Annotated in this window: 19 protein-coding genes; 10 read left to right on the plus strand and 9 right to left on the minus strand. The window is 68.3% G+C overall.

Annotation, left to right across the window (positions count from 1 at the left end; genetic code table 11):
- Nucleotides 1–4: 4 nt before the first annotated feature.
- The 3 genes from ACIBQX_RS11145 (at nt 5) to ACIBQX_RS11155 (ending at nt 768) form a co-directional block, all read left to right on the plus strand.
- Entirely contained in the window at nt 5–265 is a 261-nt protein-coding gene (locus ACIBQX_RS11145) for a WhiB family transcriptional regulator (protein WP_397003052.1), read from the plus strand.
- A gap of 35 nt (nt 266–300) precedes the next feature.
- The gene (locus ACIBQX_RS11150; protein ID WP_397003054.1) at nt 301–471 is read left to right on the plus strand and encodes a hypothetical protein; all 171 of its coding nucleotides are present in this window, start codon (nt 301–303) and stop codon (nt 469–471) included.
- Nucleotides 472–570: 99 nt separating this feature from the next.
- The gene (locus ACIBQX_RS11155) at nt 571–768 is read left to right on the plus strand and encodes a hypothetical protein (RefSeq protein ID WP_397003056.1); all 198 of its coding nucleotides are present in this window, start codon (nt 571–573) and stop codon (nt 766–768) included.
- On the opposite strand, the gene ACIBQX_RS11160 is transcribed toward ACIBQX_RS11155, so the two are convergent.
- The 3 genes from ACIBQX_RS11160 to ACIBQX_RS11170 form a co-directional block, all read right to left on the minus strand.
- Entirely contained in the window at nt 721–1,014 is a 294-nt protein-coding gene (locus ACIBQX_RS11160) for a hypothetical protein (RefSeq protein ID WP_397003058.1), read from the minus strand. The two genes, ACIBQX_RS11155 and ACIBQX_RS11160, sit on opposite strands and share 48 nt — an antisense overlap.
- Nucleotides 1,015–1,127: 113 nt before the next feature.
- A complete protein-coding gene (locus tag ACIBQX_RS11165) occupies nt 1,128–1,526 on the minus strand; it encodes a hypothetical protein (RefSeq protein WP_397003060.1) in 399 nt (132 codons plus the stop codon).
- Between the two features lie 86 nt (nt 1,527–1,612).
- Complete coding sequence (locus ACIBQX_RS11170) at nt 1,613–2,923, minus strand: helix-turn-helix domain-containing protein (RefSeq protein WP_397003865.1); 1,311 nt, start codon at nt 2,921–2,923, stop codon at nt 1,613–1,615.
- A 162-nt stretch (nt 2,924–3,085) separates the two neighbouring features.
- Here ACIBQX_RS11170 and ACIBQX_RS11175 point away from each other — a divergent pair, with 162 nt between their 5' ends.
- From ACIBQX_RS11175 to ACIBQX_RS11185, 3 genes are all read left to right on the plus strand, one after another.
- Nucleotides 3,086–4,129 (plus strand): radical SAM protein, encoded by a 1,044-nt coding sequence (locus ACIBQX_RS11175; RefSeq protein ID WP_397003061.1) that lies wholly within the window; start codon nt 3,086–3,088, stop codon nt 4,127–4,129.
- Nucleotides 4,126–4,812, plus strand: a complete 687-nt coding sequence (locus tag ACIBQX_RS11180) for a dTMP kinase (protein ID WP_397003063.1) — start codon at nt 4,126–4,128, stop codon at nt 4,810–4,812. The genes ACIBQX_RS11175 and ACIBQX_RS11180 overlap by 4 nt, the downstream gene beginning before the upstream one ends.
- 86 nt (nt 4,813–4,898) lie before the next feature.
- On the plus strand, nt 4,899–5,342 hold the full coding sequence (locus ACIBQX_RS11185; protein WP_397003065.1) for an NUDIX domain-containing protein: 444 nt from the start codon (nt 4,899–4,901) through the stop codon (nt 5,340–5,342).
- 364 nt (nt 5,343–5,706) lie between these two features.
- On the opposite strand, the gene ACIBQX_RS11190 is transcribed toward ACIBQX_RS11185, so the two are convergent.
- Both ACIBQX_RS11190 and ACIBQX_RS11195 read right to left on the minus strand, forming a co-directional pair.
- Nucleotides 5,707–5,919, minus strand: a complete 213-nt coding sequence (locus ACIBQX_RS11190; RefSeq protein WP_397003067.1) for a hypothetical protein — start codon at nt 5,917–5,919, stop codon at nt 5,707–5,709.
- Nucleotides 5,920–6,053: 134 nt separating this feature from the next.
- On the minus strand, nt 6,054–6,299 hold the full coding sequence (locus tag ACIBQX_RS11195; RefSeq protein WP_397003069.1) for a hypothetical protein: 246 nt from the start codon (nt 6,297–6,299) through the stop codon (nt 6,054–6,056).
- A gap of 279 nt (nt 6,300–6,578) precedes the next feature.
- Between ACIBQX_RS11195 and ACIBQX_RS11200 the strand changes: the two genes are divergently transcribed.
- The 4 genes from ACIBQX_RS11200 (at nt 6,579) to ACIBQX_RS11215 (ending at nt 9,022) form a co-directional block, all read left to right on the plus strand.
- Nucleotides 6,579–7,466 carry a hypothetical protein gene (locus tag ACIBQX_RS11200; protein ID WP_397003071.1) on the plus strand — a complete coding sequence of 296 codons (888 nt, stop codon included), beginning with the start codon at nt 6,579–6,581 and terminating at the stop codon, nt 7,464–7,466.
- 101 nt (nt 7,467–7,567) lie between these two features.
- Entirely contained in the window at nt 7,568–8,113 is a 546-nt protein-coding gene (locus ACIBQX_RS11205; RefSeq protein ID WP_397003073.1) for a class F sortase, read from the plus strand.
- A 106-nt stretch (nt 8,114–8,219) separates the two neighbouring features.
- Nucleotides 8,220–8,642 carry a type II toxin-antitoxin system Phd/YefM family antitoxin gene (locus ACIBQX_RS11210; RefSeq protein WP_397003075.1) on the plus strand — a complete coding sequence of 141 codons (423 nt, stop codon included), beginning with the start codon at nt 8,220–8,222 and terminating at the stop codon, nt 8,640–8,642.
- A 128-nt stretch (nt 8,643–8,770) separates the two neighbouring features.
- Entirely contained in the window at nt 8,771–9,022 is a 252-nt protein-coding gene (locus ACIBQX_RS11215) for a hypothetical protein (protein WP_397003077.1), read from the plus strand.
- Nucleotides 9,023–9,141: 119 nt separating this feature from the next.
- On the opposite strand, the gene ACIBQX_RS11220 is transcribed toward ACIBQX_RS11215, so the two are convergent.
- From ACIBQX_RS11220 to ACIBQX_RS11235, 4 genes are all read right to left on the minus strand, one after another.
- Nucleotides 9,142–9,504 carry a hypothetical protein gene (locus ACIBQX_RS11220; protein WP_397003079.1) on the minus strand — a complete coding sequence of 121 codons (363 nt, stop codon included), beginning with the start codon at nt 9,502–9,504 and terminating at the stop codon, nt 9,142–9,144.
- Between the two features lie 105 nt (nt 9,505–9,609).
- A complete protein-coding gene (locus ACIBQX_RS11225; protein WP_397003081.1) occupies nt 9,610–10,323 on the minus strand; it encodes a peptidoglycan recognition family protein in 714 nt (237 codons plus the stop codon).
- A gap of 8 nt (nt 10,324–10,331) precedes the next feature.
- Nucleotides 10,332–10,676: a hypothetical protein gene (locus ACIBQX_RS11230; RefSeq protein ID WP_397003083.1), complete on the minus strand. Its 345-nt coding sequence runs from the start codon at nt 10,674–10,676 to the stop codon at nt 10,332–10,334.
- Nucleotides 10,677–10,853: 177 nt separating this feature from the next.
- Nucleotides 10,854–11,207: a hypothetical protein gene (locus tag ACIBQX_RS11235; RefSeq protein ID WP_397003085.1), complete on the minus strand. Its 354-nt coding sequence runs from the start codon at nt 11,205–11,207 to the stop codon at nt 10,854–10,856.
- Nucleotides 11,208–11,281: the final 74 nt, after the last annotated feature.

The raw sequence follows: 11,281 nt of genomic DNA on the forward strand, positions 1-11,281 counted from the left end.
GATCATGTTCGCGGCGATGATGACCGACCTGCTGGACATGGCCACCGCCACCGCATGGATGGCTGACGGCCTTTGCAGCCAGACCGATCCGGAGGAGTTCTTCCCCGACACTGGCGAGAGCTCGGACGCCGCCAAGCAGGTGTGCCGCGACTGCCCGGTGCGCGAGCGGTGCCTGGAGTACGCGCTCGCCGAGGGGATCGAATTCGGCGTCTGGGGTGGCCTGACCGCCAGCGAACGCGCCAAGCGGCTCGACCTAGCCGCTTAACCGACCAGTGCACCACCGAGAGAAGGAGAGCGGCAATGGCCAGCGACAAGCCCAGACGGCAGCCCAGGATCCAGCAGACGGCCCCGGTCGTGAACAACACGACCGGCCCAGTCACCATCCGGGGAGTGACCGCGTACGACGAGGAAGGCAACGCGGTCGGTCGGGTTGGCGTTGAGGCGCCGGGCGACGGAGACGTTGCGGAGTAGCCAGTTCAGGCGTGAGAGCCCTGGGCGTCTTCCCCATCGCCCAGGGCTCTCGCATGTCCAGGCTATGCCTTTATGTCCGTTTCGGCGTAGTGTGCTGCCGTGGCAACGTGGCACGGCCCCGACGGCATCCTCATCGAGCCGATCATCCTCAATGATCGGCCGCGCCTACGCGTCACCCAAACCGTCAACGGGCGCCGCTACCTGATCGCCTACTGCGCCAGTGTCAAGCAGGTGGCCAAGCACGTGGCCCTAGCGGACCTCGTCGAGGTCATCCCGCTCCGCCGCGGCGTCGCGTAGCGCCTTCTCCGCTTTCTGCCGGTTGTCCACCGTGGCCCACCACCGGTGGGTCTGGATCTGCACGGCCAGCCTCCGGCACTCGTCCTGCGCCGCCGACCACGCCAGCTTTTGCTCTTCGGACGCTGCCTCGGCTTCTCCCGCGACGACAGCAGCGTGTGGGGGTAGCGCCCGTCCAGCGGCAGACAGCCGTTCCTCGGCCGCCACGAACGCGCGCCGCAGCTCAACCAGGTCGTCAAAGTCAGACATCGTGCATCTCCCCAGGTCATATGGTGCGAGTCGCATCTTAGAGGAGGGACTGGAGAGCTAACCGGTCGCCACTCTGGGACAACCATCTGTGACCGGGTGTCGTCTAACAGTGGTCAACTCCCCAGCACGAAGGGCCCAATGATGCGCTCTCCCCTTGTCGCCGCCGTCCTCGCGGTCGCACTCGCGGCCGGCTGCTCATCTGCCACCCGGTCCGCGGACCTGGTGCCGTCAGACACGGCTACCGCCGTGCCGTCCCCCACGCCGACGAGCACGATGTCCGCAACGCCGACGCCCACAAGGACGATCACGCCGATCCCGGTACCCACTCCGACGCCTACGCGGGTGAAGAAGACGCCCCGCAAGGTGGTGGCCAAGCCGACACCGAAGCCGAAGCGGACGACGAAGGCCCCTCGCCCGGCGATCAGGTCCGACGTCCATCCGGGCTCGTTCTGCTCTCCGCAGGGGGCGATGGGCCGGACGGTGAAGGGGACGCTGATGCAGTGCTCGTCCAAGGCGGGCGCTCAGGCGCGGTGGCGCTCGGCCTGACCCGGACGACACGAAAAGGCCCGCCGCTCCGTATGGAGTGGCGGGCCTCGCGTCACCCGCTGACCACGGCGAGCTGCCGAACACCCGGGGTTCGGGGGTGGCGCTCCACCAGCTCGGCGGCGATTCTCCGGATCGACGGCCTGTCTTGCACTTCGGCCGGCGCGTGCTGGTAGGCCGTCAGCAGTTCCGCCGCGGCCTGCTCAGGTTTGCCCCACTGCCACCAGGCGCGGGCGAGGTCGGTGTGGAGCCTTCCCCGCCGCTCGGGCGTGGAGAACATGCCGGTCCGCAGGCTCCGGGCGGCATGCAGGGCGGTCCCGGCGTCGCCTAGGGCGTAGTGGATGTCCACGCGGTAGAGCGCCGCGAACGGCCTCATCGCCGGAATACGGGCGGCGGCACGCTCGGCCTCGGCGATCCCCTCCAGTGCCCGGTCACGGTCCCCTGCCCAGGCGCAGGTGTACGCGCGGGCACACAGGAGCCGCAGGTGCGTGGCGGCTTCGGATGTGGTGCGCAGCCCGGTCGTCGTCAGTTGGTCGACGCCCCTGGACATCACGGCGGTGGCGAGGTCGGGGCGTCCCTGGATACGCAGCATCATGCCCAGAGCTCGCGCTGAGGCCGCCTTGGCAACGGGGTCTTCGGATCTGTCGGCGTACAACATCGCTCGCTCCGCCGCGATCCGGGCAGAGGGCTTTTTGCCGATCTTGTTGAGGGTGTCGGTGGCCAGGTTGTAGCTCGCCGAGACCATCACCCACCTCGTGGAGGTGTCAGCTTGCTCGGCCGCCTCCCGTGCCGATGCGAGCAAACCAGGCAGGGCGGCGATGAGGGCGGTCAGTTCGCTGGCGTCGAATTGGCGGCGCGCGGACCGGAGCATCTGGGCGAGTTCCGCCGGGCTGGCGGCGTGGTCCGCTTGCGGGGGCACCGCCAGGGCGTCGTCCAAGCGCTGGAGCAGTGACAGTGGGACGCTGAGCCCGGCTGCTGTGAGCAGTGTGCGACGCCGCATCGGATCGGTCCCCTCGTCGTGACTTCCATCATGCAGTGTAATCGTTTCATTGCTCTGTGTGACAGGTCTTAGGTGCTGGCGCGTTTCGGCAGGCGCAGACATCGCGGCGACGCCCACCATCGCTCGACCACCAATGGCCTCGCCCACGTCGGGCAGGAGTCCGAAGATCTGCGGCGGCAGGCCGAGGGCGGCGGCGAAGCGCCGCAGCACCGTCGTGTCACTCAAAGGGGCAACCCCGCGCTCGTAGCGGGAGACCTGCGAAATCGAGTACCCGGTCCGCTGCCCGAGATCGGCGAGCGTCAAGCCCTGAGCCTGCCGGGCAGACCTCACGACAGCACCGGCGGACCGTCTACCAGATGGATGCATCGGCTGCTCCACACGAGAGTCCCGGCCTCACCGTAACCCGCCTACGGGCCTGAGGCACGGCGGTTTGCAGAACACGCAAACCACTACCGCGACGTGCAAGAACGTCTAGCAGTGCACGCCGGTCCGGGGCTTGCTGGAACCAACCGGACCACAGGAGAGCACATGCTACCGACCCCCACCGCGCCCGGCTTGAACCTCGCGGCGGCCACAGGCGGCGACTTCGCTCGCCGCGGCGGGCAACTGCGAGTCTCCCTCACTCCCCGCTGTCAACTCGGCTGCTGGTTCTGCCACAACGAGGGCGAGATTCCGCCACGCATCACCCACCACGACCGCGCCATCCAGCCCCGCCGCCGGGCGTTCAACGCCAGCGATTTCCTGACCGCGATCAACGCCATGACCTCCGCCGGGATCCGGCGCGTGTTCTTCACCGGCGGCGAGCCGCTGCTGTCCCCGCTGGCACGCCCGATCCTGCAGGGCCTGCCCGAGCATCAGATGAGCGACTACACCACCACGCTGATCACGAACGGTCTCACCCTCACCAAGGACCTCGACTGGCTGGCCGCCACCGCGCTGGACCGGATCAAAGTCTCGCTGCACTACTTCTCCGATGCCTCCATCGCCGCGATCGCCGAGGGAAAATCCGGCGACATCGCGAAGATCAAAGCCGGTATCGAGGCCGCCATCGACGTCATCCCCCTCGTGGAGCTGAACCTTCTCCTGCAGGAGCAGAACGCTCACGAGGTGATGGACATCATCTCCTACGCCCGCGAGCTCGGCACCGGACTGCAGATCATCGAACTCGTCGACACCGACCACAACCAGGACCTGGGCGGCGCGAAGGTCCCATCGGCCGATATCAGCTCTCACCTCCGCTCGATCTCCACCGCCGAGAAGGTGGTCACCTCCGGCACCGGCCAGGGGCGACGAGTCTTCACCGTCTCCGGCCAGCGCGGCGAGATGACCATCGAGGTCATCGACGCCTCACTCGGCCGCCACCACGTCGGCCAGTGCACCACGTGCCCCAAGCGGTCGCAGTGCATCGAAGGCTTCTGGGCGCTTCGCCTGGACTCGGCCGGCGCCCTCAGCCCATGCCTGCTCCGCCCCGACTTGCGCCTGGACGTCACCCCGTACACGCAAGATCAGGCCGCGCTGCTGGCGGCCGTCTCCGCACACCTGGACGCCTTCACCGAAGGGACGCTCTCGTGACCATCACCGCAACCCGCGGCATCAACAAGCCGCTTCCTGCCGCCTACCAGCCGGCCGCAACGCCCCGCTCGGGCATCTTTGTGGTCCTGGAGGGGATCAGCGGATCGGGCAAATCCACCCTCGCCGCCCACCTGGCCGCGCGGCTGGACTGCCAGTCCTTCCACACCGTCCCGGCCCCGGTCTCGGACCTGCAGCCGTACATCAACGCGAACGCCCGTACCCTGCCCCAACTGGCCTTCTACCTGGCAGGGGCGCTGCACGCCGCCGACCTGGCCCGCAAGGCGCTACAGCACGGGCACGCGGTCGCCGACCGCTACGTCAACTCTGTCATCGCCAACCACGCCGCCGTGCACGGCCTCGACAACGCCACTGTCATCGAGACCATCGCCCCCTTCGCCGGCTACCTGGCTGAGCCGGACCTGACCGTCTACCTGCACACCGACCTCGCGGAACTGACCGAGCGGATGGGCGCCAAGACCGACCAGACCGCCGCCGACCGCGACCTGATCGCCGACCGGGCCCTGCTACGACGACTCCAAGAGCGCTACGACCAGGTCGCCGACGACGACCCGACCGCCTACCACTTGCACACGGACGGCCGCACCCCGGATCAGCTCGCCGACCACCTCGCCAACATGGTCCACGCAGTGGCCAGCGTCCAGACGCCCCTCGCTCACATCTGACAAGGCGACACGAACGGCCCGTGCTCCCCGCGCGCCCGCGATAGCGTCGGCCCCACGACGCATCGCCCACCGCGGGGAGCACGGCCATGACCACCGAACCGTTTCGGCCCCACGTGGGCGTGCACCTGATCCTCATCCAGGATGGCAAGGTACTCCTCCTGCTGCGGGCCAACACCGGTTTCGCGGACGGCTCGTGGTCGGTGCCCGGCGGCTGCCTGGATGCCGGCGAAACCTTGCCCGAGGGTGCGGCGCGCGAGGCCCGTGAGGAGCTCGGCATCGTCATCGACCCAGCCGACCTGGATTTCGCGCTGGTGTGTCACCACGCCGACCCCGACGGCCAGGCACGCATCGGCGTTTTCTTCGTCGCCACCCGGTGGACGGGAGAGCCGGTCAACGCTGAGCCGGGCAAATGCGACAAGCTCGACTGGTTCAGGCTCGACGACCTGCCCGACGACGTCGTCACCTACATCCGCACCGGCCTCACCGCCTACCGCGGCGGCCTTGCCTTCAGCCTCGACGGCTGGTCGTAGGGGTTCGCGCGAAAGCCCATCGCCTGGCTGGAGAAATAGGCCCCGAAACGCGAATCAACCCCCGCCTCTCCGGAGAGGTGCGGGGGCTGCTTCATGGAGGGCGACGGCTCCCGTCTGCTCCGACGATACGGCGGTCAGGGCTGGCCGTCGAGGTCGTCGTACGCCCGATCTTCGGGTGAGAGCCAGTCGGACCACGCGCGAGAGAACTGCCACTCGCCGGCCTCGCGGGTCACGTCTCGCTGCTCCACTCGTTTCCTCCACCGGGTTGAGGTGTCCCCACCAGAGCAGTCGGGCCCGTCCGTGTGGCGCATTCGGTGCCAGCCCGCACGCGTGCCGGGGCAGCATCCTGGGGTCTGGTAGCGGCCTAGCATCCTGGCCACGTCTCACGCTCCGCTCTGAGCCTGTCGATCCTCGCCCGCAGCTCGTCCAGGTCATCCACCTTCAGCGGCTGCTTGAGCCTCTCCTCCGCGCCAGCCAGCAGGGCACGGACCTCGTCCGCGTAGAAGCGGTCACCGTTCGAGTAGACGAAGATCTCGCGCCCGTCGTTGCCGATGATGGTGGTCCGCTCAGACTCCATCTCGGCACTCCCCTCGATTCGCCCAATCGAGAATCTCACCGCCGCGAGAGGTATCGAAGGAGACCGGCCACCCTCCCACTCCCAGCGGCGGCCGTCGCCGCTCCCTCGTGGAGTGATCATGTACTCGAAGTCGCTCACGCGTCCGCCGGGTATCGGGTGTAGTTGCCGGGCGTCTCCTGCCACACCCGCATCGCATCCGCCTGAGCCCGCGCGCCGGCAGCCCGGACGGGAGCGCCGTTCTTCTCGGCAAGGTCCGCCCACGCCTCGACGATGGCGGGCGCGGTGAGGTCCTTCGCACGCAGGACGAACACGGGCTCGTCCTCGCCGATGACCCCGTGCGGGTCCTGGATCTGCTGATAGTCGTCGCGGCCGTGGCGCATGCGGGTTCTCCTCTGGGGTTGAAAGGGGCCGGGCGGCCCAAGGCGACCCGACCCCGTAAGCCCGCCGCCCTACCACCGTCGTGGGCGCCGCAGCGTCCTGCGGCAGAGGCGGGTAGCCCCACCTTAACGCCGCTCTTATCCGTCTTGTAGTAGTAGGCGCGCCTTTTGCGCCACACTGTATAAGTCGGCTGGCATATTCGCCCGCCCGTATGGAGTGGGGAGGATGCCGCGCCGATCGACCAGCTCCCCCCGAGGGCTGGCACCCCGAGAGGACCCTCAATGCACAGCAGACTCGCGGCCGTCGTGGCCGCCGTGACGCTGGCGGTGACTGGCGCGGCCATCGCCGGGCCGGCGCACGCCACCCCCGCCCCCAAGCCGAGCGTGAACGTCGCAGACGCGTGCGCTCCCCTCTCCCTGGTCAACCCCACCCGGTGGGGCGCCCAGTTCAGCTACCGCGTCGTCGGCCACCGCCCGGTCGGCCCTGTCGCCGTCCCTGCCCGTTCGACGGTTCAGCGTGAGCTGCGTCCCCGCTACGGCTCCGGCGCTCTGGCCGTGCAGTGGTGGGCTCGGTCTCACGACTGGCGGGCCAAGGCCGTAGCGGTGGTCCGTGCGGAGCGTGTGCTCCGCACGGCGAACGGCGTCGAGGTGGCAGCTCAGGCCAAGTTCGATGCTGCGGACAAGGTTCTCCCCACCAAGACCGACAAGTGGGCAGGCTCATGGGCTGCAGAGCTCGCGAGGCTGAAGGTCGTCGCCGCTGACCAGGACCAGACGGAGCATCGCGCCGAGGCGCTAGAGAAGATCGCCCTGATCGAGCCGTACCTCGACGCCGAGTCGGCTCTCGCTGACGCCAAGGTCAAGGTCGTCGACGCCCGCAGCACGGTCAGCAAGGCCCAGGAGGCGTCCTACTGGACGCGCTGGAACCGAGGCCTCGTCCGAGTGGCGGAGTGCGTCACCCCGACTCCGACGCCTACCCCGACCGTGACTCCCACCGAGGAGCCGACCGCCACTCCGACCCCGGAGCCGACCCCGACCGTCACCGAGACGGAGACCCAGGAGCCGACTCCCGAGCCGACCGTTACCCAGACCAACACCCGCGTGATCGTCGTCAATGACGTGATCGTCCCCGACAGGGTCGACACCGGTCTCGGCGGCCTCGCCACCAAGTAATCCCCCCTGGGGCTGGACTGCGCTGGAGCGGTCCAGCCCCGCTTCCCTTTCTGGAGCCCTCCATGCGTAGCCTCGCCGCCGTAGCCGCCGCCTTGGTCCTCGTGTCCGCCTGCGGCGGGAACGGCCCTTCTGGGCAAGCTCAGCCGCGCCTCGCTGCGGAAGATCCCCCCTCAAGCATCAGCACTCCCACGCTCACCAAGTCGCCTCGCGCGGCCGAGCCGGAGCGGATCCGCATCCCGTCGATCGGCGTAGACGCCCGCATCGTCAAGGTCGGACTCAAGGCCAACGGCGACATGGAGACGCCCGACTTTGGCAAGGCGGGCTGGTACACCGAAGGCCCCCGCCCGGGGCAGGACGGACCGGCCGTGGTCGTCGCCCATGTGGACAGCAAGACCGGTCCGGACGTTTTCGCCAAGCTCAAGCAGCTGAAGCGCGGAGAGAAGATCGCCATCACCGACAAGAGCGGCAAGGTACATCAGTTCGTGGCCCGCCGCCAGCAGCAGACTGACAAGACCGCGCTCCCCGTGAAAGCCATCTGGGGGAAGACGGACGGCCCGGCGCTGAGGCTCATCACCTGCGGCGGCGACTTCGACCGCAGGATCAACCACTACGTCAGCAATGTGATCGTGTGGGCCGACGCCGCCTGACCCTAGACGTACGACGACGCCCGCCCTCCCGGAGGAGGGCGGGCGTTTCGCATTCCTAGGCCAATCGCCCTTGTGTACACAATGACAACTGTGTACTCTCATGGAGGTGAGCGAGAACGAGATCGGCCTCCGCGAAGGACGCGCCAAGTTCGGCGACCTGGTCAACCGAGCGGAGTACTCAGGCCAGACCACCTACGTCACCCGGCACGGCCGCCGAGTCGCCGCCATCGTCCCCATCCACCTCATCCCCCAGGAGTGCACCATGACGACCTTCCAGATCCTCGCCAGCAACGGCAGCGAAGAGCCCAGCGAAGGCCCCGCGTGGCTGATCGTGGACGACTCTGACAGCGTCATCGTGGCCGCGCCGTTCAAGGACGGCGACACGATCGACGACGCCATTGCCCGGTTCGTCGAGGCGGGGGAACTGCCCGAGGGGGCACAGCTGGAGCGTCAGGAGCGGATGCACGACCCGTACTCGTGGCAGCCCTCGGGTTACGCATTCCGGTGGACCGTCACAGCGCCCGAGTAGTACGTTCAGCGCGTGGCCCGGCGCGCTTGCGAAGCCGGGCCCGTGCACCATCTCCCTGCCCCCGCTTGCACCGGGGACAGGGCCTCTTTGCGTCACCCTGGCGTAGCCGTCACGAGCAAGGAGGACACATGGCGACCCTTGACGACCTGGAAGTAGAAGACCCAGTCATCACGGTCATTCTCACGGAAGTCCACAAAGACGACACCGCCACAGTGCAGGCGTGGCAGGTAGATCGCCGCCCGGACACCGTGGCCGAACTGGACCAGGTCAGAGAGAAACTGCGCACCCTGTGGGGCGACCCATGCGACCAGACGATCGGCGTGATCGCGCGCGACGAAGGCGGGGAGCCGGAACTCCACGTGCAGCTAGATGACATATAGCCCCGTGCTCGCTGCCTGACCCCGGACATGCGAAAAGAGCGCCTCGCCCCAGTCCCGAAGGACCGAAGCGAGGCGCTCTCATGTCGCCACCCGGGGAGGTAGGCGCGTACGTGGGGCGGTCAGGCCGCCAGGTTGTAGGCGCTCTTCGGCTTGCTGGTCTGCCGCAGGAACACCGCCACGCCAGCACCCACGAGCGACATGATGACCGCCGTCTTCTCCGGGGTGGCGTCCCAACCGAACGTGATCGCAGCCGAGATCGCAGCCTGAACGAAGCCCAGAATGGCCGCCTTGATGCTGCCGCCGTTGTCCGTGCTGCGGGTGGTGAACGCCATCCACACGCCCGCAGCGGCCAGCACAGCCGCGTTCACGCCAGCGGTCATCTCCTCCGACCACGGCAGGAAGAACGCGGCCACGAACTGCACCACCATGGCCACGAACGTCGCGTACAGGACCGGCTCGCCGGTTAGCTCGTCACTCTTCATGCGCCCCTCCAAGGGGTGAGGCCCGCACTCGGCGGGGGGATTTGGGAATGCGAAAGGGCGGCCCACATCTGGTGGACCACCCGAGGAAAAGACAGGTGTGTGCGGCTACTTGCCGAGCGCGCCGAGCTTGGCGAGGATCTCGTCCTGCTTCGCCTCGATCCGGTCCAGCCGCTGCTGGGTCCGGTCCTGCTCCGTCTCCAGCTCCTGCAGAAAAGCCGCAGGCGAACGCTCCGACTCGGCGTCCTCACCCTTGTTCATCTTGATCCGGGCGTCGTGCCAAAAGGCGTTAACGTCCATGTCGTCGTCCTCCTCGATGGCCTGTGAGCCGCTGGGGCCCTTGGTAAAGGTGCCGTCCCGGACGAGCCGGTACAGGCTGTCCCCGGGGCAGGAAGTGCTGTAGAAGTCGCGGTGGCCCTTCACCGCGCCGGCGACGCCCTTCGACATCAGCCACGCGCGCAGGCCGCGCACCGCCTCAATCTGAGCGGCCGTGGGCTTCTCGCCAGGGCCGGACATGAGCGTCACGCTGTACCAGTCGGCGTTGCCGCCCGGCTGTGCCGCCTGGATCCGGTCCAGGCCGCGCCCCTCGAACACCTTGCCGTGCGGGCACGCCCCCCACGAGTAGCCGATGTCGGCCCATCCACGGTTCGACCCCATGTGGAACTTCCGGGTGCGACGCCAGTAGTCCACGCAGGACGCGTGCGGCTTGCCCGCCAGGTTCTGGTCAGAGCCGTCGTAGTGGATGACTAGCCCGCGCGTGGGACGTGCGGTCGAAGCGCCGGAAGCGCCCCACCCGAACTCGCTGCGCTTGATCAGCTGCATGTTCCAGGTCACCCCTGTTTCTGATGCTCTCGACGCTTAGCGCGCCAGGTCCGGATGATGATGGTGAGCCTCCACGCGAGCACGACCGGGACGCCGCTGAAAGCGATCAAGCGCAGGGCGACGAACCACCGCCCGTCCGGGACCGCCAACCGCAACGCCCACAGCGACAGACACACCGCCAGCACAAGCTGAAACGCCATCACATGCCTGCCGGACGGCGTCTCCCACCAACGGGCCAGCAGCGCCTGAGCCGCCACACACGCGACAGCCAGCAGCGCCGACACCAGCACCAGTACGGTCCCCACCAGATAGGCGGTCCCGTCAAGCACGGCTACCACCCCCAAAAGCGTCATCGAACAGCTCCGAGAATCCGTTCGCCTCCCGCAGGCGCCGCAACCTGGCTGCGATCGAGCGGGCGCGTGCCGCCCTCTCGCGGGCCAGCCTCAGGTCCTCTTCGGCGCGCTGCCGGGAATCCTCGGCCGCACGTCTGGCCTCGTCTATGTCCGGCAGCCTCTCGTCCTCGTGGTCGTTCACGATCCGGCCCCGATTTGCCGCGACCGGATCTCAGCCAGGAGTACGGCAGCCACTTGGGCTCCTTCCGTGGAGGCCAGCAGCGCCGCCCGGATCTCTTCGGCGTGCGCACGGCGCGTCAGTTCGTGCGCCTCGCACTCGCGCACGTACAAGGCCCGCCACTCGTCGGCGTCAGCGTTCGCCTCAGCCACCCGGGCGTCCCGGTCGGCCCGCACGTCATCGAGGGTGGCGCGGGTGGCGAGCGTGGACGGCACGAGGTGGCCCTTGAACACCATCCAGCCGACCAGCCACAGCACGCCGAGCAGGACGCCGAACGCCCCCAACTGCACGACGGGGATCTGCGTCCACTCCACTCACAGCCTCCAACAGAAGAAAAAGGGGGGCTGACATGGGGAAAGGTGGTGGCCGCCCGTGCCCTTGGGGGCGC

Origin of the sequence: Nonomuraea sp. NPDC049714 (assembly GCF_044465295.1) — a bacterium.
Classification (GTDB): Bacteria; Actinomycetota; Actinomycetes; order Streptosporangiales; family Streptosporangiaceae; genus Nonomuraea.